The organism is Limnobacter sp. SAORIC-690 (genome assembly GCF_002954425.1).
Classification (GTDB): domain Bacteria; phylum Pseudomonadota; class Gammaproteobacteria; order Burkholderiales; family Burkholderiaceae_B; genus Limnobacter; species Limnobacter profundi.
Window position 1 is genome coordinate 272,833 of sequence record NZ_MQVZ01000001.1, and the last position, 22,820, is coordinate 295,652.

The 22,820-nt window shown below is 53.4% G+C and carries 17 protein-coding genes and 2 pseudogenes; 9 read left to right on the forward strand and 10 right to left on the reverse strand.

The window, feature by feature from the left end; all coding sequences use genetic code 11:
- Nucleotides 1-4: 4 nt before the first annotated feature.
- The 3 genes and pseudogenes from BSZ31_RS01270 to nirB all read right to left on the reverse strand — a co-directional run bounded on the left by BSZ31_RS01270 (nt 5) and on the right by nirB (nt 5,712).
- Nucleotides 5-2,852, reverse strand: a pseudogene (locus tag BSZ31_RS01270) (molybdopterin-dependent oxidoreductase).
- Between the two features lie 32 nt (nt 2,853-2,884).
- Nucleotides 2,885-3,256 (reverse strand): nitrite reductase small subunit NirD, encoded by a 372-nt coding sequence (gene nirD, locus BSZ31_RS01275; protein WP_105027196.1) that lies wholly within the window; start codon nt 3,254-3,256, stop codon nt 2,885-2,887.
- Nucleotides 3,256-5,712 carry a nitrite reductase large subunit NirB gene (gene nirB, locus BSZ31_RS01280; RefSeq protein WP_105027197.1) on the reverse strand — a complete coding sequence of 819 codons (2,457 nt, stop codon included), beginning with the start codon at nt 5,710-5,712 and terminating at the stop codon, nt 3,256-3,258. The genes nirD and nirB overlap by 1 nt, the downstream gene beginning before the upstream one ends.
- A 77-nt stretch (nt 5,713-5,789) precedes the next feature.
- Here nirB and BSZ31_RS16655 point away from each other — a divergent pair, with 77 nt between their 5' ends.
- On the forward strand, nt 5,790-5,969 hold the full coding sequence (locus tag BSZ31_RS16655) for a hypothetical protein (protein ID WP_146106547.1): 180 nt from the start codon (nt 5,790-5,792) through the stop codon (nt 5,967-5,969).
- Between the two features lie 39 nt (nt 5,970-6,008).
- Here the strand turns inward: BSZ31_RS16655 and BSZ31_RS01285 are convergent, their stop codons facing one another.
- Nucleotides 6,009-7,901 (reverse strand): alpha/beta hydrolase, encoded by a 1,893-nt coding sequence (locus BSZ31_RS01285; RefSeq protein WP_105027198.1) that lies wholly within the window; start codon nt 7,899-7,901, stop codon nt 6,009-6,011.
- Between the two features lie 116 nt (nt 7,902-8,017).
- On the opposite strand from BSZ31_RS01285, the gene tsaD reads away from it, so the two are divergent.
- The 6 genes and pseudogenes from tsaD to BSZ31_RS01315 all read left to right on the forward strand — a co-directional run bounded on the left by tsaD (nt 8,018) and on the right by BSZ31_RS01315 (nt 13,962).
- Complete coding sequence (gene tsaD, locus BSZ31_RS01290) at nt 8,018-9,097, forward strand: tRNA (adenosine(37)-N6)-threonylcarbamoyltransferase complex transferase subunit TsaD (RefSeq protein WP_240605617.1); 1,080 nt, start codon at nt 8,018-8,020, stop codon at nt 9,095-9,097.
- A gap of 62 nt (nt 9,098-9,159) precedes the next feature.
- On the forward strand, nt 9,160-9,522 hold the full coding sequence (locus BSZ31_RS01295) for a hypothetical protein (RefSeq protein ID WP_146106548.1): 363 nt from the start codon (nt 9,160-9,162) through the stop codon (nt 9,520-9,522).
- Between the two features lie 75 nt (nt 9,523-9,597).
- Nucleotides 9,598-11,088, forward strand: a complete 1,491-nt coding sequence (locus tag BSZ31_RS01300) for an FAD-linked oxidase C-terminal domain-containing protein (protein ID WP_105027200.1) — start codon at nt 9,598-9,600, stop codon at nt 11,086-11,088.
- 12 nt (nt 11,089-11,100) lie between these two features.
- Entirely contained in the window at nt 11,101-12,183 is a 1,083-nt protein-coding gene (gene glcE / locus BSZ31_RS01305) for a glycolate oxidase subunit GlcE (RefSeq protein ID WP_105027201.1), read from the forward strand.
- Between the two features lie 9 nt (nt 12,184-12,192).
- A pseudogene (gene glcF, locus BSZ31_RS01310) lies at nt 12,193-13,441 on the forward strand (glycolate oxidase subunit GlcF).
- A 68-nt stretch (nt 13,442-13,509) separates the two neighbouring features.
- Entirely contained in the window at nt 13,510-13,962 is a 453-nt protein-coding gene (locus tag BSZ31_RS01315) for a hypothetical protein (RefSeq protein ID WP_105027202.1), read from the forward strand.
- Here BSZ31_RS01315 and BSZ31_RS01320 read toward each other — a convergent pair whose 3' ends face one another.
- The 4 genes from BSZ31_RS01320 to pdxH form a co-directional block, all read right to left on the reverse strand.
- On the reverse strand, nt 13,963-14,556 hold the full coding sequence (locus BSZ31_RS01320; RefSeq protein ID WP_105027203.1) for a M48 family metalloprotease: 594 nt from the start codon (nt 14,554-14,556) through the stop codon (nt 13,963-13,965).
- A 67-nt stretch (nt 14,557-14,623) separates the two neighbouring features.
- Nucleotides 14,624-15,610: a CmpA/NrtA family ABC transporter substrate-binding protein gene (locus tag BSZ31_RS01325; protein WP_105027204.1), complete on the reverse strand. Its 987-nt coding sequence runs from the start codon at nt 15,608-15,610 to the stop codon at nt 14,624-14,626.
- The gene (locus BSZ31_RS01330; RefSeq protein ID WP_105027205.1) at nt 15,610-16,233 is read right to left on the reverse strand and encodes an ANTAR domain-containing response regulator; all 624 of its coding nucleotides are present in this window, start codon (nt 16,231-16,233) and stop codon (nt 15,610-15,612) included. Before BSZ31_RS01330 ends, BSZ31_RS01325 begins: the two co-directional genes overlap by 1 nt.
- A gap of 19 nt (nt 16,234-16,252) precedes the next feature.
- On the reverse strand, nt 16,253-16,888 hold the full coding sequence (gene pdxH, locus BSZ31_RS01335; protein ID WP_105029697.1) for a pyridoxamine 5'-phosphate oxidase: 636 nt from the start codon (nt 16,886-16,888) through the stop codon (nt 16,253-16,255).
- Nucleotides 16,889-16,955: 67 nt separating this feature from the next.
- Between pdxH and xerD the strand changes: the two genes are divergently transcribed.
- Complete coding sequence (gene xerD / locus BSZ31_RS01340) at nt 16,956-17,855, forward strand: site-specific tyrosine recombinase XerD (protein WP_105027206.1); 900 nt, start codon at nt 16,956-16,958, stop codon at nt 17,853-17,855.
- A gap of 35 nt (nt 17,856-17,890) precedes the next feature.
- Nucleotides 17,891-18,499 carry a glycerol-3-phosphate 1-O-acyltransferase PlsY gene (gene plsY / locus BSZ31_RS01345; RefSeq protein WP_105027207.1) on the forward strand — a complete coding sequence of 203 codons (609 nt, stop codon included), beginning with the start codon at nt 17,891-17,893 and terminating at the stop codon, nt 18,497-18,499.
- A 30-nt stretch (nt 18,500-18,529) separates the two neighbouring features.
- On the opposite strand, the gene BSZ31_RS01350 is transcribed toward plsY, so the two are convergent.
- Together BSZ31_RS01350 and BSZ31_RS01360 are read right to left on the reverse strand one after the other, a co-directional pair.
- A complete protein-coding gene (locus BSZ31_RS01350; RefSeq protein ID WP_168426798.1) occupies nt 18,530-22,192 on the reverse strand; it encodes a hypothetical protein in 3,663 nt (1,220 codons plus the stop codon).
- A gap of 136 nt (nt 22,193-22,328) precedes the next feature.
- Complete coding sequence (locus tag BSZ31_RS01360; RefSeq protein ID WP_105027210.1) at nt 22,329-22,775, reverse strand: hypothetical protein; 447 nt, start codon at nt 22,773-22,775, stop codon at nt 22,329-22,331.
- Nucleotides 22,776-22,820 lie beyond the last annotated feature (45 nt).

Consider the following 22,820-nt stretch of genomic DNA (forward strand, 5'->3'; position numbering starts at 1 on the left):
ATACTTAAGACACCATTGTAGCAAGGCTGGCCTGTGCGCGAATCAGTTTGCGAATTTCAGGCACGCACGAACCACATTGGGTGCCGCATTTCAGGCTGCCTTGCAAACCACTAAGCAATTGGTTTTCGTCGGCGCACAGGTTTGAACCGGGACTTTTTACACAGGCAATTGCAATGCCCGCCTGTATGGCCTGTTCAGACACACCCACGCAGTTGCACACCATGCGCACTGCCTCGGTTTGCACGCCTGGAGGCTGGCTTGCGGGTGCGAGCAGAAAGCTGCGCAAGGGCATGACATCAAGCTGCTGGTCGAAATAATTGCGCAACCAGCCTTCTGATTCAATATTGCCAGCGAGGAACACTTTATTCAGCGTGGCAGTTTGGCCTTGTGGCGAGGTTTGAACTTTCACGCCAATGCGGCGGCGTGCGTCGGTTTTCGGGTCGGAATACACCATGACATCGCCGCCCTCGCATTCAAACAAAGCTTGCAGGCGATCAATCACTTCCTTGGCAGGTGCCTGTGCACTGGCTGCGCGAAACAGCACACCGGTCTGCTCGCGGCCCACGGCACGCACACCGCCGCATCAAATTCGGCATACAGCGCACGGGCCTTCTGCCACAGGCCAAGCCAATGTTCACTATAGACAAACACAACCACCTGCCAGGGCAAGTGCACACGTTGAATGTTCACAGCGGAATGCTTCAGTTCCGGTTGTTTGGAATAGGGGTCGAACGCTTCAATGGTGAGCGCATTCACACCACCCACACCCGATTTGCCACCGAAAAATTCTGGTCCCCAATGCATGGGCAACACGGCTTGGTTTCGCGCAACCGATTCATCCTCTTTCGCGCGCAAGGTGATGGTGGCGCGGCGAGACTTCACCGACACCCAGCTTTGTGGCTTCAGGTTCAGGCGCTTGAAATCGGCCGGGTGCAAGGCGATTGCAGGCTCGGCTTCATGCGAGAAAAATTCAGCCAGAGTGCCGGTGCGGCTTGCGCCATGCCACTGGTCGCGTAAACGCCCTGTGTTCAAGCGCCATGGAAAGCGCGCATCGGCCTCTTCGGCCACAGGTTCATAATTGGCAAATACAAACTTGGCCCTGCCTGTGGCGGTGGGATAGACCCCATCTTCGTACAGGCGGGCTTTGCCTTCAGCTACTCCCTCGGGCATGGGCCACTGTTGCGGCCCTCTTGTCTCCAACACCGAATAGCTTAAACCAGTGATGTCGAGATCACGGCCACGTGTGGTTTCGCGGTGCTCATTGAAAATTTCTTCAGTGCTGGTGTAGGGCATGAATGCGTCGGCCGTGTTGTGAAGGCGCGGGCTTTCCACACCCAGCTTTTGTAACTCCACTTCCAGCCGCCTTGCAAACTCCACCACAATTTGCCAATCGTTTTTTGAATCCGCATAGGCAGGCATGGCAGGCCGCACGCGGCTGATGCGCCTTTCGCTGTTGGTGACCGTGCCTTCTTTTTCGCCCCAAGTGGTTGCGGGCAACAGCACGTCGGCATACTGCACAGTGGCAGGTGTCAGGTAAGCATCTTGCACCACCACCAACTCTGCGTTTTGCAAGGCACGCGCCACTTTTTGTGAATTGGGCAGTGAGTGCGCCGGTTGGTACACGCCACCCACACGGCTTTTATTTTGCCTTGTTCCAGTTGATCAAACATTTCAACTGCACTGGCACCCGGTGTGGCACTGATTTGCTTCACGCCCCAGAACTTCGCCACCTCTGCAACATGGGCGGGGTTGTTCAATTCGCGGTGCGCGGGCAGCAGGGTCGACAAGCCACCCACTTCACGGCCACCCATGGCATTGGGCTGACCCGTCAGCGAAAACGGGCCCGAACCTTCTTTGCCAATTTGCCCTGTGGCCAGGTGCAATGCAATCAGCGATGTGTTTTTGTCAGTTCCGGTGGTGGCCTGGTTCAACCCTTGGCAATACAGGGAGAGTGTCCTGTTGCTTTGGGCGAACCAGGTGGCGGCAGTCACGATGTCGCCTTCCGGAACTCCGCACACACTGGCTGCCAGCTTGGGCGAGTAATCGACCAAACCTTTGGCCACTGCGTCGAAGCCTTCTGTGTGTTTGTTGATGTAGGCCATGTCGAGCCAACCGTTTTGCATCATCACGTGCAACATGGCGTTGAACAACATCACATCGGTGCCGGGCTGAATTTTCAAATGCAAATCAGCCATCAGCGCGGTGTCGGTTGCGCGTGGGTCGACCACAATCAGTTTATGACCTGGCTTGGCAGCGCGCGCAGCTTCAAGCCTGCGGTAAGCCACTGGGTGCGCATACGCCATGTTGGAACCGGCGATAAACACGCAATCAGCCAGGGCCAAATCGTCGTAGTTGCAAGGTGGCGCATCAGCACCCAGCGTGCGTTTGTAACCGCTCACAGCGCTGCTCATGCACAGGCGTGAATTCGTGTCGATGTTGTTGGTGCCAATCAAACCTTTGGCAAGTTTGTTGAACACGTAATAGTCTTCGGTCAGCAATTGGCCGCTGATATAAAAGCCAACGCTGTCGGGTCCATAGGTGGAAATCAATCGCGCAAACTCGCGCGCGGTGAAATCAAGCGCGGTGTTCCAGTCGGTGGGGGCCACTTGCTGGTCGCGCTGAATGCGCAGCAAAGGCTGGCTTGCACGCACTTGCCCATACACATTCACCGTGGCCGTTTCAGCCAGCTTGCTGCCTTTGCTGCACAGCTTGCCAAGGTTGGCCGGGTGTGTTTCGTCGCCCTTCACATCAATAATTTTTCCGCCTTGCGTGCGCACCATCACACCACACCCCACGCCGCAATACGGGCAGGTTGTTTTGGTGGTTTGGATGGCTTGCAGCAATTCGCTCATTGGAATGGTTTTCCGAAATTCAGGTGCGTTAATTAAATGCCGTGGTTTTTCACTTCGCTGGCTTTCAGGTGCACACGGCCATCAACCACCTGTACCGTGAATTTCGCGGTGCAACCTTCGTCGGGTTCACGTGCGCAGCCATCGGCCAAACCAATTTGCCAGTTGTGCAAAGGGCAGGTGACCGTGGTGCCGTGTACGATGCCTTGGCTCAAAGGGCCTTTTTTGTGCGGGCATTCATCCAGCAAGGCAAACACCTGTTCTTCACTGTTGCGAAAAACCGCGATGTCTTGCCCTGTGGGGCGGCGCACAATGCGTGATCCCAACACGGGGATGTCTTCCACCGCGCAAATGTCAATCCATTCCATTTGAATTTCCTTCTGTTCCTCAAGTAGTGATGCCGACATTAGACCACCTCCGCCAGCTTGATTGGAATGAACTGGCGCAAATCAACCTGCGCTTCTTTGGGCTTGTGCCATGGGTCTTCTTCAATGGCCAGTGCTGCTTGCAGTTCGGCCCACAAGGCGTTGCGATTGGCGACATCATCGACCACGCGGGCCTTGGCGTGCTCAAGACCCACGCGCTCGAGGTAATGCACCGTGCGCTCCAGATACCAGCCTTCTTTGCGGTACAACTGCAGGAATGCACCACTCACTGCCATCACTTCATCGGAAGTTTTAACGCGGCACAAGAACTGGGCCACTTCGGTTTTAATGCCACCATTGCCGCCCACATAAATTTCCCAACCAGAATCAACTCCAATCACACCGACATCTTTGATGCCGCTTTCAGCGCAGTTTCGTGGGCAACCCGACACAGCCAGTTTCACCTTGTGGGGTGCATACATTTTGAACAAACCACGTTCAAGATCTTTGCCCATTTGCGTGCTGTCTTGCGTACCAAAGCGGCACCATTCGCTTCCCACACAGGTTTTTACTGTGCGCAAACCTTTGGCATAAGCGTGACCGCTGGGCATGTCCAGGTCTTTCCACACGTCTTGCAAATCTTCTTTTTTCACACCCAGCAAATCGATGCGCTGTCCACCTGTTACCTTCACAGTGGGAATGTTGTACTTGTCGACCACATCAGCGATGCGGCGCAGTTCAGCGGCGGTTGTTTCACCACCCCACATGCGTGGCACCACCGAATAGGTTTTGTCTTTTTGAATATTGGCATGTGCGCGTTCATTGATGAAGCGGCTTTGTGGATCGTCCACCGCCTCGCCGGGCCAGGAGCTGATGAGGTAATAATTCACAGCCGGCCGACAACTCGCACAGCCGTTGGGCGTGCGCCAGTTCATGGTCGCGAACACTTCTTCCTTGGTGGTCAAGTGATGCTTGAAAATTGCATCGCGAACCACTTGGTGGCCGTGGTCTGTACAGCCACACATGGGTTTTGTTTTCGGCGTGGCGGAATAATCAGCGCCCGCCGTGCTCATCAAAATCTGTTCACACAACCCTGTGCATGAACCGCAGCTTGCGCTGGCCTTGGTGTGCTTGCGCACTTCTTCAATGGTGAACAAACCTTTAGTTTTAATTGCCTGAACAATGGTGCCTTTGCACACACCGTTGCAACCGCACACTTCATCCGTGTCGGCCATTTTGCTGGCTTGGTTTTGCCCTTCATGGCCGGTGTCGCCAATATTGTTCTGGCCGAACATCAGCTTCTCGCGAATTTCCTTGATGGCCTTGCCTTCACGCATCAACTTGAAATACCAGGAACCATCTACCGTGTCGCCGTACAGGCAGGCGCCAACCAGTTTGTCTTCTTTAATAACCAGCTTTTTGTACACGCCACCAATGGGATCGGAAAGCAGCAATTCCTCGCAACCTTCACCACCCATGAAGTTGCCAGCAGAGAACAAATCAACGCCAGTCACTTTCAATTTGGTGGAGGTAACAGACCCCTCATAGCGGCCAATGCCGAACTGCGCGAGGTGGTTGGCACACACTTTGGCTTGCTCAAACAAAGGGGCCACCAAACCGTAAGCAATACCACGGTGGCTGGCACATTCGCCCACAGAATAAATTTTGGGGTCGGTGATGGTTTGCATGGTGTCGCTAACCACCACACCACGATTGCACAGCAGGCCGCTGCTGGCGGCAAGCTTGTCGTTCGGGCGAATACCCACCGCCATCACGACCAAATCAGCATCGTGAATTTCACCATCGGCAAATTCAATTTGTGCAACACGGCCATCGGGCCCGGCATGCAAAGCCTTGGTGTTTTTCGCGAGTAAAAATTTGAGCCCTTTGGCTTCCAGGCTTTTCTGCAACAGGCCCGCTGCAGTGGGGTCAAGCTGGCGTTCCATTAACCAGGTGGGCAAATGCACCACGCTCACGTCCATGCCCTGAATGGCCAGACCGTTTGCGGCCTCAAGGCCCAGCAGGCCGCCACCGATTACGATTGCTTTCTTGTAATGCTTTGCAGCTTCCAGCATGGCTTCGGTGTCTGCAATGTCGCGATAGCCGATCACGCCGGGCAAGGTTGAGCCGGGCACTGGCAAAATGAAGGAATTGGAGCCTGTGGCCAACAGCAAGCGGTCGTATGGCGCAGCAGTGCCGTCGGCACATTTCACCACGCGTTTCACACGATCGATCTCAGTGACCTCTCGGCCCACGTGCAGGGTGATGTTGTTGCTGGTGTACCAGTCCCAATCATTGAGCACGATTTCTTCGAACTTCTGCTCTCCAGCCAATACTGGCGAAAGCATGATCCGGTTGTAATTGGGATGTGGCTCTGCGCCAAATACGGTGATTTCATACAATTCGGGGGCAAGCTTGATCAGCTCTTCAACCACCCGGATACCGGCCATGCCGTTACCAATTACCACCAGCTTCTGTTTTTTGACGGACATCAGCATACGATTTATCCCAATTTACCCAAAAAAAAACGGCCCCCGGCTGCACGAAGCAGCACGGACGCCGTTGTCCAACTCCCGTGGTCACTTTCGTAACCGTGGGAGACCTGTCAATCCACCTGCAGATCGCCGCCGTTGACGACCTACGCCCCTATCAATGCAAGGGGCGTGCCAGCCGACTCAATGTGGTTTTGCACCACAAAGAGGCTGATTCCGGTGAAATGGGGGAGTATTGGACGGGCTGGCTGGCACCCAACTAGTGCAGCGCACCATTCTGTGTAGAACAGTGCGCTGGTTTGTTACAGCGTACAAAAACCGGTTGGGTCTTGAACTTGATTGGGTAGGGCCACGCTGGCACTGACTGTAACAGGCACGGGCAAGCGGTTGAAACTACTGACAAAAACAGGGTTGTAGCCCTGAATGGTCAAGGTGAGCGAATCGCCTTCCAACAATTGAACCGAGATACCCGGCAACTCGATTGCTTTCTCGCCATAGCCTTTCAACGGCGTAATTTGATCGTGCAACACGGTTTGGGTACCATCGGCACGCTTTAAACCCAACCCCACGTAAACAATGGGCGCCTCCGGCGAAGCCGGGCCAACTGGCTCTACTTTCACAGTGGCTTTGGGCGTGCCCACGAAACAACCGGGCAAGTTCGCATTGTTCAATTCAACATACACGGGTTGGGCCAACTGCGCTGCCTGTGTTGAGGTTAAACCAGAAAACAGACCTGCCACGCCCGCCGCCACCTGCGTGGGTGCAGTAAACGCCGAGGCTGCGCGTACACCTTCCAGTTTTGGGCGGTTGGATGAATTGGACTTCACCTCAACTGCGGTGGGGTCATTTCTGCTGTCTTCAAGAACTGAAGCAATTTCGGGCAAGGGCACTGGGTCGAACCCCAGGTAATCCGCAGACCTGGATTGCCTGCCGCCCACCAAATGCTGGGCGAGGAACTGGAACATCATGTTTTTCAGCGGAATAACGCAACGGCCTGTTTCAGCATCCCAGTTGGCGGCTGGGCAGGTATTGCGTGCGGTTTTCAGCCAGATGAGGCTTTCATTGAAGGCGTATTTGGCGCCTGTGCCTTCCAGCGCCATATTGGGGTCTTGCTGCACGCCCAAAGCATTGAGCAAGTGCCCGTATTTGACGAACAACAATTTCGCATCGGCATTCACCTTGCGATAGCACTCAAAGTTTTGAATTGCTTCATTCAGGTTAAACAACACATCAGTAGCACCTTGAATAAAAAAGGCAGGCACATCTGATTTCAGGTTCATGCCTCTGGGCAAGTTTGCAGACAAGTCGCAGTAGGAAACGGAGCCTTGCGAGCCCAATCGCTTTGCGATTTCCTCCGACACCACACCGGTGGTGTTGGCCTGCGCCAAACCCTCAAACAGGAAAGGATCGTAGCGCCCACGGTTGCTTTGCAAACCACCGGCCACCAAACCGTTGAGGTACGTGGTTTTGGGCACACCGCCGGGGTTCAGGCTGTAGCGCAAGTCGTACCAGGTGCCGTTGGGCACCATGGCATCAATTCGGGGATCAAGCCCGCTGCCAATCAATTGAAAAGCACCACCATAACTGCGACCAATAGTGCCTACCACCGGGTTCAATGTCCCGGCCTTGCTGCGGTAACCCAGATTGGGCAAATTGGCTTCGGCCCAATCCAGAATGGTTTTTAAGTCTTTGCCCTCAAAATCAGGATCAAGAATGGTGACATTGCCACCGGTGTCGCCGTGACCGCGCTGATCATAAGAAATCACGTACCAGCCTGCACGCCTGGCGATCGGTTCTTTTTCGTTGTAGGCCACTTGCAGAGTGTCTACACCAATTTCGGAGGTTTGTTGGGCCTCGTCGAAATCAAGCGTTGCAGCGCGGTTGCCGCCAAAGCCGTGGGAGTGCAACAACAGGGGAGTAGCCTCGCCCGCATCTAACTCCGGAAAATAGACAGTTAACGCCAAATCTGTGCCGTCAAATGCCGGGATGACGACCTGCTCAACACGTGCGGCATGGCCTGTGGCCGTTTGCTGGCTTTTGACCCGCAACGGCATTTCAGTTTCAGAAGGGCTAAGGCCACCATCGCCGCTTGAGCCTGTATTGCCAACCCTTGCCTGGTCAGTTTCCGACAGGCAACCCGCAAGCCCAACTACCAACAGCAGTGGCCCCAGCAGTCTGCTTACACCGATCAACATGAAATGTCTCCGATTTGTAATGTTTCGACTATTACTTGCACTTGAACCCTTTCAGATTCAATTGCTTATCGAAGCCACGCTAAAATAAGGTGTTGACTCCATTTTGGCCGCCTGAAGTGACTTCTGCTGAAAATTCTCAAAAAATTGTGCTTGGTTTTGAAAGCTCCTGTGACGAAACTGGCGTAGCACTGTGCACCACCGATGGCCACATTCTTGGGCAAGCGCTGTATTCTCAAATTGCAATGCACAAGGACTACGGCGGCGTGGTGCCCGAACTGGCCTCACGCGACCACATTCGCCGCCTGATCCCGCTGATGAATGAAACCTTTGAACAAGCCGGCATTGCCTTACAGGATGTTGATGCGATTGCCGTGACCACAGGCCCCGGTTTGCCAGGCGCGCTGATGGCGGGTTGCGCCTTCGCCTACAGCCTGGCGATGGGTTTGAACTTGCCTGTTATTCCTGTGCACCACCTGGAAGGGCACTTGCTGTCACCTTTGCTTTCTTCGAACCCACCTGCTTTTCCTTTCACCGCGCTGCTGGTTAGTGGCGGGCACACGCAGCTGATGGGTGTGGAAGGCCTGGGACGTTACACCCTGCTGGGTGAAACGCTGGACGATGCAGCTGGCGAAGCGTTTGACAAAACCGCAAAAATGATCGGCCTGCCTTACCCAGGTGGCCCGGCGTTATCAAGACTGGCAGAAAGCGGAAATGCGGAACGCTTCAAACTGCCCCGGCCCATGCTGCACAGTGGCGATTTCATGTTCAGTTTTTCAGGCCTTAAAACCGCAGTACTGACCACCGCCATGAAACTGGCCGGGGTCAGTCAACCTACTGAAACCATGGCGATCAGCGACACAGACAAAACTGACCTCGCGGCCAGTTTTCAAGCGGCCATTGTGGAAACCCTGGTGAAGAAAGCCTTGGCAGCTTGCCTGCAGCAAGATCACAAGCGTTTGGTTGTGGCCGGTGGCGTGGGTGCGAATAAATCGCTAAGAGAACAATTGGTGAAAGCGGCGCGCAAACGTGGTGTGGAAGTTTACTTCCCCGAGCTAAGCTTGTGCACCGACAATGGTGCGATGATTGCTTTTGCGGGTGCCATGCAACTGGCCATGAACCCAGCGCTGCTGGATGCGCGGGATTACGGCATGCGCACTCGCCCCAGGTGCGAACTGGCCACCCCGATGGAAATATAAATTGAACCCATCGACAGCAAATGCCACTGACTGTGTTTACCGCTTCGCCTCTTGCAGCACCCATGATAAATGCAGCTGAATGCCCCATTTGCTACGAAATACCGTCCTCACAGAACAATCCAGAAATTGAACTTTGCAACAACCAGCACACAGCGTGCACAAATTGCGCACGCAAATTGGCCAATCAGGCGATTGCACAGGGCATAGACCCGCGATGCATGATGTGCCGGGCACCTGTTACCGTGAGCAATATTCTCGTTAATCCAATAGACACCGCGCTCCACCGCTTGCGCGAGGAACCATCCAACCCCAACTATTGGGCACAACTTGGTTTGACCTTGGGCACCGATGAACATGTAATTTTCCAGGGTAAAGCGTATTCCAAACAAAGGTGTTTTAACAAAGCCGCAAAGCTGAGTGCCTAGAAACTCGGGCAAGCACCAATTACCATAGGGGTTCTGAAAAAGGTATTCTTTAAAGCTGTCAAAGAGGTACCCCCTATGAATGCGCCCACCGAAGACTTTGTACTGAATGCCGCCCAGCGCGCAAAGGTAATCGCCGGACTGAACCAGATTCTGCCTGCACACGCTGTTTTGCACGAAGTTGAAGACACCAAACCCTATGAATGCGATGGCCTGAGCCTGTTTCGCCAGCTGCCCATGGTGGTGGCCTTGCCGGAAACAGAAGATCAAGTCGTTCAAATCCTGAAACTGGCCAATCGCCTGAATGCTCCGGTGGTTGCTCGTGGAGCGGGCACTGGTTTGTCTGGCGGTGCACAGCCCCACAAGCACGGCATTCTTCTGGGCATGGCCAAGTTCAACAAAATCCTGAAAGTGGATGTGCAATCGCGCAGCGCAGTGGTGCAGCCTGGTGTTCGCAACCTGGCCATTTCCGAGGCCGTGGCCCAACACCAGCTTTACTACGCACCCGACCCCTCCAGCCAAATTGCCTGCACCATTGGCGGCAATGTGGCCGAGAATAGTGGTGGCGTGCATTGCCTGAAGTACGGCCTTACCGTGCACAACGTGTTAAAGGTGCGCGCCATTACCATTGAAGGCGAAATCGTTGAGTTCGGATCTGAAGCACCCGATGCTCCCGGCCTTGAATTGATGAATTTGGTGATTGGCTCTGAAGGCATGCTGGCTGTGGTTACTGAAGTCACCGTAAAACTGGTGCCCAAACCCGCACTGGCACAGGTCATTATGGCCAGCTTTGACGATGTAGCCAACGCAGGCAATGCCGTGGCTGCCGTGATTGCTGCCGGCATTATTCCCGCTGGCCTCGAGATGATGGACAAACGCGCCAGCCAAATGGTTGAGCCTTTCGTGAAAGCCGGTTACGACACTGAAGCCGAAGCCATTTTGCTGCTTGAAAGCGATGGCACCCCGGAAGAAGTGGCCGAAGAAATTGCGGAAATGACCCGCGTGCTGAACGGCTGCGGTGCCACGGCCATCAAGGTGTCGCAAAGCGAAGCTGAGCGCCTGAAGTTTTGGGCGGGGCGCAAGAATGCATTTCCTGCTGCTGGCCGCGTGTCACCCGACTATTATTGCATGGACGGTACCATTCCCCGCAGAAGCCTGGCCCGTGTACTCAACGCCATCACCGAGATGGAAAAGAAATACGACATGCGCTGTGCCAACGTGTTTCATGCAGGCGACGGCAATTTGCACCCCCTGATTCTGTTTGATGCCAACAAGCCAGAGGAAATTAAACGCGCCGAAGACTTCGGTGCCGAAATCCTGGAACTGTGCGTGGAAGTAGGCGGCACAGTGACCGGCGAACACGGCGTGGGTATCGAGAAAATCAACCAAATGTGCGTGCAATTTTCACGTGCTGAACTGGATGCATTTTTCGCAGTTAAAAAAGCCTTCGACGAACCTGGTTTGCTCAACCCTGGCAAGGCCATTCCAACCCTGCACCGTTGCGCTGAATATGGCCGCATGCATGTGCATGGTGGCCAAGTGCCTTTTGCAGACCTGCCCCGCTTTTAAAAGAACGAGACCATGAGCGACTTTATCGACGACCTGTGTAAGCAGGTGGAACTGGCTGCACGCAACAACACGCAAATTCGCCCGGTGGGTGGCGGCACCAAAAACTTTTACGGTGGCCCCTTGCAAGGCATTGAGGTGGACATGCGCCAATGGGCTGGCATTGTGGAGTACGAGCCAACGGAATTGGTAATCACGGTAAAACCAGGCACGCCGCTGGCTGAAGTGGAAGCGGCACTGGCTGCGCAAAAACAGGAATTGGCATTTGAGCCACCAAGGTTGAGCGCCGGCGGTACCATTGGCGGCGCCATCGCCAGCGGCCTGGCTGGCCCGGCTCGTTTAAGCCGTGGTGGCGTGAAAGATTACGTACTCGGCTGCACCCTTTTGGATGGCAAAGGCCAACTGCTGCACTTTGGCGGCGTGGTGATGAAAAACGTGGCCGGTTACGATGTATCCCGGGTTATTCCCGGCAGCATGGGCACGCTGGGCATTGTCACTGAACTGTCGATCAAGGTCATGCCGGTTGCACCCGCTGAAGCCACACTGCAGTTCGAGATGGACGTCAACAAAGCCATTTCGCAAAGCAATGAATGGTTGTCCAAACCCTTGCCCATTTCGGCCACATTCTTTGAGAATGGCAAGCTGAGTGTGCGCCTGCGTGGTGCCAGCGCCGCGGTGCAGGCCGCCATTAAAAACATGGGTGGACAGGAAATTGAGGTGCAGCAGGCACAAGCCTTCTGGACCAGCGTACGCGACCAGCAACATGAATTTTTCAGCCACGAAGGTGATTTGTGGCGCTTGGCCGTGCCACCCACCACAGTAGATTTGGCCATGCATGGTCAAAGTGTGCATGAATGGGGCAGTGGTTTGCGCTGGTTCCGTGCAGATGACTCTTCTGCTGTAAATGCCGAACAAATTCGCGCAATGGCCAAACGCGTAGGCGGCCATGCCACTTTGTACCGAACTGCCAACGAAGCTGCGCGCGTTCACGCATTCCAGCAACCCGATGCGGTGATGCTGAAACTACAGCGTCGCCTGAAAGAACAATTCGACCCGGCTGGTGTATTCAGCATCAACCGCCTGTCACCCATTTTGTAAGTAGATCGCATGGATACCCAACTCGCCGACTGGATCAAAGACACCCCCGATGGCAAGGCCGCAGATGCCATTTTGCGCAAGTGCGTGCACTGCGGTTTTTGCACAGCCACCTGCCCAACTTACCAAATACTGGGCGATGAACTGGACAGCCCACGCGGTCGTATTTACTTGATCAAGCAAGTGCTTGAAGGCAAGCAGGTAACCCGCAAAACCCAGCAGCACCTGGACCGTTGCCTCACCTGCCGCAACTGCGAAACCACCTGCTTCCGGCGTGAAATATGGCCAGTTGATCGACATTGGCCGCAAAATCGTAGACGAGCGCGTAGAGCGCCCCATGGCGGAAAAACTGACCCGCGAAAGCCTGAAAATGCTCATGACCAACCGCCCCATGTTCACTGCGGGCATGGCCATGGGCAAGGCTGTGCGCGTCATACTGCCCGAAAGCATCAGGAAAAAAGTACCTGCCAAGCGCGCCACCCTGCCATTTGCCAACACCGCACACACACGCAAAGTCATTTTGCTGAAAGGCTGCGTGCAGCCTGCAATGATGCCGTCGATTGACTCTGCAACATCGGTAATACTCAATGCGCTGGGCATTCAAAGCATGGTGGTACAGGAATCAGGCTGCTGTGGTGCCGTGAAGTTTCACCTGAACGACCATGCGGGTGGACTTGCGCAAATGAAAACCAATATTGATGCCTGGTATTCACTGCTACAAAGCGGCGAGGCTGAAGCCTTGGTGATGAATGCATCAGGCTGCGGCGTAACCGTGCGTGAATACGCTCACCACTTTGAGAATGATGCGACATACGCAGCCAAGGCTAAATTAATCAGTGAAAAAACTCTGGACATTGGCGAGTTCATCACCCAACAAAACGCCGACGGGCTGGCACGCCTTGGAACCAGAGTAAAGGCAGCCATTGAACAGCAACGCATTCCAGGCACCATTGCATTTCACCCCCCGTGCACATTGCAACATGGCCAACAAATCAAGGGTGTGATTGAAAATGTGTTGACTACTCTTGGCTTCAAACTAACTCCAGTTGCGGACTCCCATTTGTGCTGTGGTTCGGCAGGGACCTATTCGGTATTGCAACCCGAACTGTCCAAAGAACTGAAGAAACGCAAGCTGGCCAATCTGATGGCGGGCAAACCACAAGCAATAGCATCTGCCAACATTGGCTGTTTGGGTCATTTGGAAAGTGATGCCACTGTGGATGTTCGCCACTGGGTAGAGTGGGTGGCGCAAGCAGTTTAAATGGAACTGACATTCTTGCAATTTCACTAAGGTGTCCTTTTACCTTTTGAAAACGCAATTTAGTCACCATGAACCCAACCCAATTTACCAGTGCACCGCCCATTCAACACATGAGTTACAACGCTTCAGCGGGCACCGATCCCCTCCAGGGTAGTGGGCTGGTTGCTGCTGCCCGCCGACAAGCCTCACAAATTTTTGAATCTGAAGGGATTAATGTTGTTCAAGAGATTGTGAGCAAATGCAACGCCATTGAAAACCAGATGTTTCGTGGTGTTCCCGTTGCTACGCGAATGGCCTTGGGGGAATTTCTGGTGAGTCGCAGAATAACAAACCCCGGGGATTTGACGACACGTCAGGAAAATCTTTGCGCATGGGTGATGCTTGAACACACAGCTTTAAATCCGAGTCAAAAACTGTCTTTCAATCAACTGCAAAGCTTTGCGAAAAAGCCAGCTCAGCTAGACATTGCGACGAAGATTGCCAGTCAATTGTCATTGACACAGGAACGCTTCACCCGTTGATCACTTCCGGCAAATCACCTGCCTACGGCTGTAGTAGCCAGGGTGCGAGGGCACCACTGGCATCATCATGTCTGCACCGTCAATGCTGCGAAGCACATCCTCGGTGCAGGCAGTAACACCCAAACTGGCCAGCCATTTGGTCGCAGCCTCGTCAGCGTCCAGTTCAAATTGACGGTTCATTGCATGCAGTTTTTCCATGGTGGCCGGGTTGCGTTCAATCGCATCAAAAGCCATGTCGGGTGTAGGCTGGCCAGCCAGTTCCATGGCTTTAGAGCCCAATTTTTTCTGATGCTCCAGGTGCACATGGGCGTACTCATGGGCGATCACAAACAACACGCCATCGGGTGTTAAGCGGCTCAAGAAGTCAGGATCCATGGTCAGCAGCGCGCCCTCGATGCGGTCTGACACGTAGGCCCTGCTCCAGGTTTTTGTCAGCTCAACCTCAAGCTTCATATTAGGCACTGTTTTACCCAACTGAACAATTGCATGGTCGATGTCAGTGCGGGTTGCCGCCTGTGCGCTTGAGTAAAACAAGGCAAAGCCCAGACAGGTGATCCATACAAACCGCAAGACTTCTACCCATGCACGCCACATACTCCACTCCAACTTCGAGCAACATTACTGCTTAAGTGTAATCACGACATCGGCGCCATGCAATTGGCTAGAAACCGAATGGCTTCAGGCCGCTTGCAAACTGTATGGCGTCAAGGGGGCGCGAACTGGTCAAGGCATGGGTTTCAACCACCAGCGATTCAAACATGGGGCGCTGATCTTCGGTCAACTCAGCGCCGTCAAACTGAATGAACGGATCGGTCCCACCCTTGATCGTCGCCAACAAAGCCATTTCAAGTACGGAGCCTGGCAAATTCACATGATCCGAAGTAGACAACCAAGCGGCTGCCTTGCTGCGATTCTCCATGCCACCTTCCAACCACAAACACGCGCGACGCAAAGCATTCGTCAAACCGGTCATCGCCTCGGGATTTTCTTGAGCCCATGCACGGGTACAACCCAAGACTTTTTCTGGGGCCTTGGGCCACAAACCATTTGATGTCGCCACAATAGTGCCCAAACCCTCATTCACTGCCAAGGAATTGTAGGGTTCTCCAACACAAAAGGCGTCAATCAAACCCGCCTGCAATGAACCCACCATGCGGATCGGCGGTACCACTTCAAAGCGCACATCCTGATCCGGGTCAACATCGTTCAAGCGCAACCAACGGCGCAGCTGCAGGGTGTGCATCGAAAACGGGAACACCGTGCCGAATACCATCACACGCTCACCCCGGGATTTTGCCGCACGCAAGGCTGAGCCAAGGGTTTCACCCTCGACCAGCCCGGATATCAACGCCGCCAAGGCCTTGCTGACCGTAATCGCATTGCCACTCCGATTCAACACCAATGGTGCCAATACATCTTTTTTGGGAGAACCACCCAAACCCAACTGAAGAGCGATAGCCATGGGCGAAAGCATGTGTGCCGCATCAATTTCACCGTAGGCGAGCTTGTCGCGTAGCGTAGCCCAAGACGCCTGCTTGACCAGTTCTACAGTCAAATTCTCCGCCTCGAAAAAACCCGTTTTCTGGGCCACCACAAACGGCGCAGAATCAGTCAAGGCGATCACGCCGATGCGAATTTCCTGTTGCATTACAAGCCACCTCCGCCCAACATTTCAAACACCTCAATCACGTTGCGGGCAGTGTCAACCAAACGCTGATTACGCTCCATGGCAAGCTTGCGCATGGCGTGGTAGGCCTCGTCTTCATTAAAATTGCGGTGCTTCATCAACAGGCCTTTGGCTTTGTCAATCAGCTTGCGGTCTGCAAGTTGATCCCGGGTTTTCTGCAACTCGTTTTTTAGCGCCTGAAACTCACGAAAACGCGCCACCGCCACCTGCACAATGGGTCGAACCCGATCCGGGTTCATACCGTCGGCCACGTAGGCACTCACGCCAGCCTTGATGGCGCTGGCAATCGTCTCTTCGTTGTCTTCATCCGAAAACATGATGACCGGCTTGGGATTGCTACGCGACAACACGGCCATGTTTTCCAGGCAATCGCGATCGGGCGAGTCGATGTCCACAATCACGATGTCGGGTTGGGACACCGCCACATGCTCAACCAAACGATCAGCAGAACTGAGACGGGACACCAACACATAACCTGCATCAAGCAAGGCGCGTTCCAGTATGGCAGCGCGGCCTGGTTCTTCGTCGACCAAGAGTACTTTCAGTGGAGGTGTGGCGGCTTTGCCGGTTTTGCTATTGACCATGAACAGGTTTACTCATTCCTCAAGGAGCAAGGCGGGACATTGCCCATGAATCACCTTGCAAGGTGTAGGCCAGGCGATCGTGAAGTCGCGATGGACGGCCCTGCCAAAACTCAAAAAAATCGGGCACCAAACGGTAACCGCCCCAAAATGGTGGCCGCGTTTGCGGGTCACCCTGCTGTTCTTCCTGAGCCTGACGCACCCTGGCTTCAAGCACAGCACGGGAATCGATTACCTGGCTTTGCGGCGAAGCCCAAGCACCCAATCTGCTACCTGCCGGTCGAGACAGGTAATAGGCATCAGACTCTTCGGGACTGCACTTCTCTACCCGCCCCTCGATCCGCACCTGTCGCTCCAGTTCTGTCCAGTGGAACAGAATGGCTGCATGCGGGTTCTGCGCCAACTCCTGGCCCTTGCGGCTTTCATAATTGGTGAAAAACGTAATGCCGCGCGCATCCAGCCCCTTGATCAACACAATACGGGCCGAGGGTCGCCCCTTTGCATTGACCGTCGCAAGTGTCATGGCATTGGGTTCGGGCAAATCCGCAGTCAAAGCCTGGTCAAACCAAAGCTTGAAGAAGTCGAGTGGATTGGCCAGGGCGTCGGCTTCGTCCAGTGTGGCTTGGGTGTAGTCTTTTCGAAGATCAGCGATCGACATAAAACAAAACTCCTCGGTGCTGCTAAAGGTATCATGACCTTTATTTTCACATGCAGACAGCACCACAATGAAGAGCAATGCCGATCTCATCGACGAATTCTGCACCACTTTGTGGCTTGAAGAAGGATTGGCCAAAGCCACACTGCAGGCTTACCGCAGCGACTTGCAACAACTGGGAAACTGGCTGGACGAACAGTTTGCGGAAAACCTGCTGCAAACCAGCAGTGAACACATCCGCAACCATGTACACGACCTGCTGGAATTAAAGCCCAGCAGCCTGAACAGAAAACTAAGCAGCTACAAACGTTTTTATTTGTGGCTGAACACCACCAAGCAACGCGAAGACAATCCCTGCACCCAACTGCAAAGTGCCAAACGCGGCTTGCGCATTCCCAAAACCCTGAGCGAGAAACAAGTACTGGACCTGCTGGCCGCACCCGACCTGAGCAACGCTGCAGGGCAGCGCGACAAGGCCATGCTTGAATTCATGTACGCCAGCGGCCTGCGGGTCAGTGAACTGGTGAACATGCCCTTACGCGCAATCGACCTGAATGTTGGGGCAGTGAAAGTGCTGGGCAAAGGCAAGAAAGAACGCTTGGTGCCCATGGGCGAACCTGCAAGGCTGGCGATTCAGCTGTATTTGCAGCAGGCCCGTGGTGAGTTGTTGAAGGGGAAAACCAGCGACTTTTTATTCGTAACCCACTTTGGAACACCGATGACACGGCAAGGCTTCTGGAAAAACATAAAGCGCCTGGCCTTGATTGCTGGAATCAACACCACAGTCAGCCCCCACGTGTTGCGGCACGCATTTGCCACGCATTTGATCAACCACGGCGCCGACCTGCGGGTGGTGCAATTGCTGCTTGGCCATGCCGACATAGGCACCACTCAGATTTACACCCATGTGGCCAAAGAACACCTGCACACCTTGCTCAATCAAAGCCACCCACGATCAAAAAGTCGCTAAAATCGACGCCAAAGCCCAACAACAAGGAGACACCTTTGCTTAATTTTGCCGCTGGCCTGCTGATCGCCTATTTGATTGGTTCTATTTCATTCGCAGTGGTTGTTTCCAAATTCGTGGGTTTGGCCGATCCACGCACTTACGGCTCAAAAAATCCTGGCGCCACCAATGTGCTGCGAAGCGGCAACAAAAAAGCAGCCGTGCTAACTTTGTTGGGTGATGCCTTGAAAGGCACGCTCGCTGTGGCCTTGGCCTTCCATTTTCAAGACCAATTGGGTTACAGCCGTACCGACATTGCCTGGATTGGACTGGCTGCGTTTATTGGTCACCTATACCCGGTGTTCTTCAAATTTGAAGGGGGTAAAGGCGTGGCCACCGCGCTGGGCGTGCTGCTTGGCTTGAACTGGGTACTGGGCCTGGCCACCGCCATTACCTGGATTGTGATTGCTTACTTCTTCCGCTACTCCTCGTTGGCAGCGTTGATCGCCGCGCTGTTTGCAGTGTTCTACAACGTGCTGCTGTTCGGAATTAATGGACAGGCTGCTGCAATCACGATTATGTCCGCATTGCTCATCTATCGACACAAGCAGAACATTGCCAATTTGATTGCAGGCAAAGAAAGCAAAATTGGGCAGAAGAAAAGTTAAGCACCAATATTGCTTTCTTGCTCTGTTTACTTAAGCGGCTGCTGGTTTCTGATAAAACTGCCAGTGGCCGGTATTGCCGGTTCCGTCGTATCGAAGTGTTGGCCAAGTGTCAGGATGGCCTTGTTGATCAACTGAAAAATTCTCGGGCAAATAAATATCAGGAGCATCGCCGTTTCCGTTTCTTATTACCACCGGTAGGCTCAAGGCGTTCAAAAATGCCGCACCGAAATCACCTTCTGCCTGTACCTCACGCTTCGCTTCAAGGGCCTGCAAAGTGGCTCGCGCATCACTCGACCAAGCCTTTGCCTGCTTTTTGGCAATTCCGATCATCAAGTTAACTTGCTTATTCTCAAGCGCAGGATTGTTTATCATGCCGCTTAAGGGAGCCTTCGTGGTTTGATCATAAATTTCCTGAATCTCGCTTGTGGTCAGATCGCTGCCAATTTGTGATACGCGTGTTGTAAAGTCCTCTTTGGACAACGCCTGTGCTGCCACCCCCCATGCAGATCGCAACCAGCAACGATTCTTGTCTGGCGCCACGTTCTGCAAGACTCGCGTATTAAGGTCAGCCAATTCAGTAGTCAAAACATGCCCTCGAGTAATGTCGAGCAGCAATGGTGTTAACTCTTTCATTTTAGAGACGATATCTGACGGGATATCTTTGACCTCCGAGGCAATATGCGCAGAAATGGCTGCCATTGCACTGCGGTTCTCATGGTATTTCTTGACCTCAACTTCGCTGGGTGGACTCGCCCCCTCGGGGTAATTTGTGAGAAACACCCGTTCATAATCTTTTTGCAGATTGTGCAGTTGCTTGGTTCTTGGTTGACCTGCATGGTTCAACACCTTGCCCCACATGGCCACAACCCACTGATTATTAGATAATTTATTGGTGGCTTCCACACGGAAAGAGGTTGCTGCTGCCCCGCTACGCGCCGGAACAACTGTCGGTGCGGACTCGGGCGTGGAAGATTGCGAACCCGACAAGGGATTGCCTACAAACTGACTCAGCTTGGTGTGGACGAAACCAGGAATTTCATTGGTTTGAGATGCGGACAAACCGATGACCGTGGGAGCTTGTTTGCCCTTTGAAACAGGCGCCCAGGCTTTCTGTAAAAAATCGCCGGTGCGCTTCAATTCAATAATCATTCGGGGACTCAACGGGTCTTTCAATTCAACATTCAAGGAACGGCCGTCCAGGTAAGAGATCAATGCTTTTGCGTTCGCGCTCGAACCCGGCTCTTTCTCGGCCAAAGCCATCAAATCCCGCTTCATCTGGGCTACCTGCACCACATTCACGGGGCTTCGAATGGCCTGACACATGCGCTCTTTCTGGTTGATTTGACCGACGTAGGCTCGGAATGCAGACCAACCCTCACGCACCAGTCTTCCACCCGCCAAGTTAATGAAATTACCTGTTGAAGCCTTCGCTTGCCGGAAGAAACCTTTACGCGCTTTGCTGGCAAGATCAGCCGAAATTTGACGCGCTGAAGCCAGGGAATTTGCGGCCCCGCCCGCCCCGGCTCGTTCGGTGAGCCACTGCCCCGCCTGTTGATGAAAGTCATTCAAAGTACGTTTGAAGGCGATCATTGAGCGGGGGTCAAGCGGCTTCTCCTTGGTCGATGCCGCCACTTCTGCCTCAAACTTTTTTAGAATGCCAACGAAGCGAGTCACTTCGTCGCCATGAATCGTCAACAGGTCATTGGGAAGAGCGGCAATAATCAAAGACGATGCCTCTACGGCGTGCTGTGGTGTAATCACTGCATGCTCAAGACTAACTGGTTTGCCATTGCGAAATAGCTCCCGCTGCAACACTTCGGACACATGACCGAGCAAAGTAAGGCGCACACCGATGTGTTCTTCCGGATTGCGAGCAAATTTGCCAGTAGGCGTGATAAACCGTTTTTTCAGCCCACTCAACCCTGACTCCACTTTATAAGCCAGCGAAGGCGCATCCAGTGAAAGCGTCTCGGTATTGAACCCGGCAGCGACCAAGTTAATGGCCGCCAAATGATGCACATGCTTTCGCCCCTCAGGACGACTCATGAAGTTGAGCACATCATTGACACTTTTTTCTTCGTTGGCCCTCAGCGCGCCGCCCAAAGCAGCCAAGAACGAACGCTTGTCACCCCGAGATGTAGTGGGTGTGGGATTGCCTTCGTTTTGAAAAAGATTCAGATCAGAGCCAAACTCAGCCAAACGGTGACTCAGGGTCAGAGCTCGAGGCGCAACATGATTACCTGAGCCAGAGTTACCCAGAAGAAGGGCCTGGTTCAAACTGCAACCGTTTTCAATGGAGGGGGATTCCTTGCCATTGGCCAACATCGCCAGATTGAACGGCAAATCCTTAACATCCGACCGATTGACTGCGACGCGTGCACCCAATTCTTCGATTGCGCGCAAATCGACACCGGCCAACTCCACATCATGCTCAATATCCTCAAATTGTTTCCTCAATTTCTTGAGGTCGCCAAGCGCATCATTCACGTGGTCGATCTGGGTTCGAAGTTGAGACACTTCACCTGCGCGCCCCTCCTTTTTTGCAACATCCAAATCACTTTTAAGTTTGTCTAAGCTCTGATTGTGTTGATTATTCAGTTCGCTTAATTTCTTAGAGAAGGCCTCCAGTTTAGCCACCTGACTATTCACTTTAGGCTGCAATTCGGGCAACGTTACATTGATCACGTGCGAAGAACGTTCTTGGATATGTTTGTAACCCGCTTGTGCAGATTGCGCTGCTTCACGCAGTTGTGATCCGTCACGGACCTTGGTCAACCAAAGTTTGGCATACTTCCCCTCGAGTGTTTTGGTCGGAGAAAGTGCATCAAGTGTGGAACGCATAACCCGCTGTTCATCAAGCAACTTGCCTTGTTTTCGATTGCTGACTTCGACATGACGAAGTTCGCCAACCAGACCCTGTTTTCTCGCTTCAACAACCTTTTTCAACAATTCTGTTGATGTTCTAAGTTTTTCAAATACGGTAGTCACCGCTTTGATATCAGACAAAGCATCAATCGCCGCGAGCTCTGCATTGAGTTCTGCCTGAACTGTTTTTTGTTGTTTTTCAGTTTCAAGCTGCTTTTTAAGCTTGACTACTTTGCCCGAGAGTCCGTCCTGGCTGGCGACCTGCTGCACCACCTCGGAAATGGACTGACTTTTCGAGCCAAAATAGCTAAGAGGATTCAACCAACTCCAAACACTGCCGGATTTAACTTCAGGTTGTGGCGATGACGGCAATGAAGATGTCGAAGTGTGGCGGGTTGGGGTAGCCGTCCCTCCTGACGTTGCAGGCGCTGGGGATGGCGAAACTGTTGAGGAACCCGCTGGTGTTGCTGCTGGTGTTGCTGCTGGTGTTGCTGCTGGTGTTGCTGCTGGTGTTGCTGCTGGTGTTGCTGCTGGTGTTGCTGCTGGTGTTGCTGCTGGTGTTGCTGCTGGTGTTGCTGCAGCGGGAGTTGCAGCCACTGCTGGGCCTGCTTTTTTCATGAGTCCAATGATAAAATTCTTCACATCATCCGACTTGTGACCACCACCCAGTTTTTCAACACGAACCGCCAACTCATCAACAATCGATTTCAACTCATTACTTACTTCTTCAGTGCCAGCAATCTGATGGCACTCAGTAAGTAACTCGATGACATTGGGCCGCGCCTGTGGTGAGCGTGTGAAATCCGCTTTGGTTTGAGTTGCAAGCAACTGTGAAGAAGGCCGAGGCTGAACCACCGATTTATTGGATGCGGCCGCCGGAATGGGCGGAACAACTGTGCCTTTTGAATTGGATGAAATAGGAGAATGCTGAGTCACGAATTAGCTCCGAGTCTGAATCATGGGGTCAATTTGAAGAATTCTTCTTGAGACTGTGAAGGGTCTGGAGTTGCTTGGAGGTGGTGACAACATTCAACTTTAAAACCGAGAGCAGCTCTTTGATATAGGGGCCGGGGACAAGTAGTCCGTCCGTAGATTGAATTTTCAACCCCAACAATGTTTGTTCAAGCAGATTGAGATTGCCGATAAGATCAGCTTGAAAATCTTCGGGAAGATCCTGGCCACATACTGACCGAGCCAGTTCATCGGCGGTGCTCAGTGCATTTTGCCAATGCAGCGCGGGGTTCTGCTTCAAGTCTGCACTCAGTTTGTTCCAAATGGCTGATGCAGCCTTTGACAGGCCACCCTCACCCACAGTCTTTGCGCCAGAGGGTGATTTGGCTGCACTTTCCGCAACTACACTTTGAGGAGGTAAGGAGGGTGAATTCCCTACCCCGGAGGAACTGGCCGGCATGTATTCCCCTTGCCTGAAATTCAGTAAAACGACAGGGGAAATATC

What these genes read in the sequence shown, in the direction of transcription:
- nirD (WP_105027196.1), bottom strand. Translation starts at nt 3,256, where the DNA reads ATGTCGGCATCACTACTTGAGGAACAGAAGGAAATTCAAATGGAATGG.
- nirB (WP_105027197.1), bottom strand. Translation starts at nt 5,712, where the DNA reads ATGCTGATGTCCGTCAAAAAACAGAAGCTGGTGGTAATTGGTAACGGC.
- BSZ31_RS01285 (WP_105027198.1), bottom strand. Translation starts at nt 7,901, where the DNA reads ATGTTGATCGGTGTAAGCAGACTGCTGGGGCCACTGCTGTTGGTAGTT.
- BSZ31_RS01295 (WP_146106548.1), top strand. Translation starts at nt 9,160, where the DNA reads ATGATAAATGCAGCTGAATGCCCCATTTGCTACGAAATACCGTCCTCA.
- BSZ31_RS01300 (WP_105027200.1), top strand. Translation starts at nt 9,598, where the DNA reads ATGAATGCGCCCACCGAAGACTTTGTACTGAATGCCGCCCAGCGCGCA.
- glcE (WP_105027201.1), top strand. Translation starts at nt 11,101, where the DNA reads ATGAGCGACTTTATCGACGACCTGTGTAAGCAGGTGGAACTGGCTGCA.
- BSZ31_RS01315 (WP_105027202.1), top strand. Translation starts at nt 13,510, where the DNA reads ATGAACCCAACCCAATTTACCAGTGCACCGCCCATTCAACACATGAGT.
- BSZ31_RS01320 (WP_105027203.1), bottom strand. Translation starts at nt 14,556, where the DNA reads ATGTGGCGTGCATGGGTAGAAGTCTTGCGGTTTGTATGGATCACCTGT.
- BSZ31_RS01325 (WP_105027204.1), bottom strand. Translation starts at nt 15,610, where the DNA reads ATGCAACAGGAAATTCGCATCGGCGTGATCGCCTTGACTGATTCTGCG.
- BSZ31_RS01330 (WP_105027205.1), bottom strand. Translation starts at nt 16,233, where the DNA reads ATGGTCAATAGCAAAACCGGCAAAGCCGCCACACCTCCACTGAAAGTA.
- pdxH (WP_105029697.1), bottom strand. Translation starts at nt 16,888, where the DNA reads ATGTCGATCGCTGATCTTCGAAAAGACTACACCCAAGCCACACTGGAC.
- xerD (WP_105027206.1), top strand. Translation starts at nt 16,956, where the DNA reads ATGAAGAGCAATGCCGATCTCATCGACGAATTCTGCACCACTTTGTGG.
- BSZ31_RS01360 (WP_105027210.1), bottom strand. Translation starts at nt 22,775, where the DNA reads ATGCCGGCCAGTTCCTCCGGGGTAGGGAATTCACCCTCCTTACCTCCT.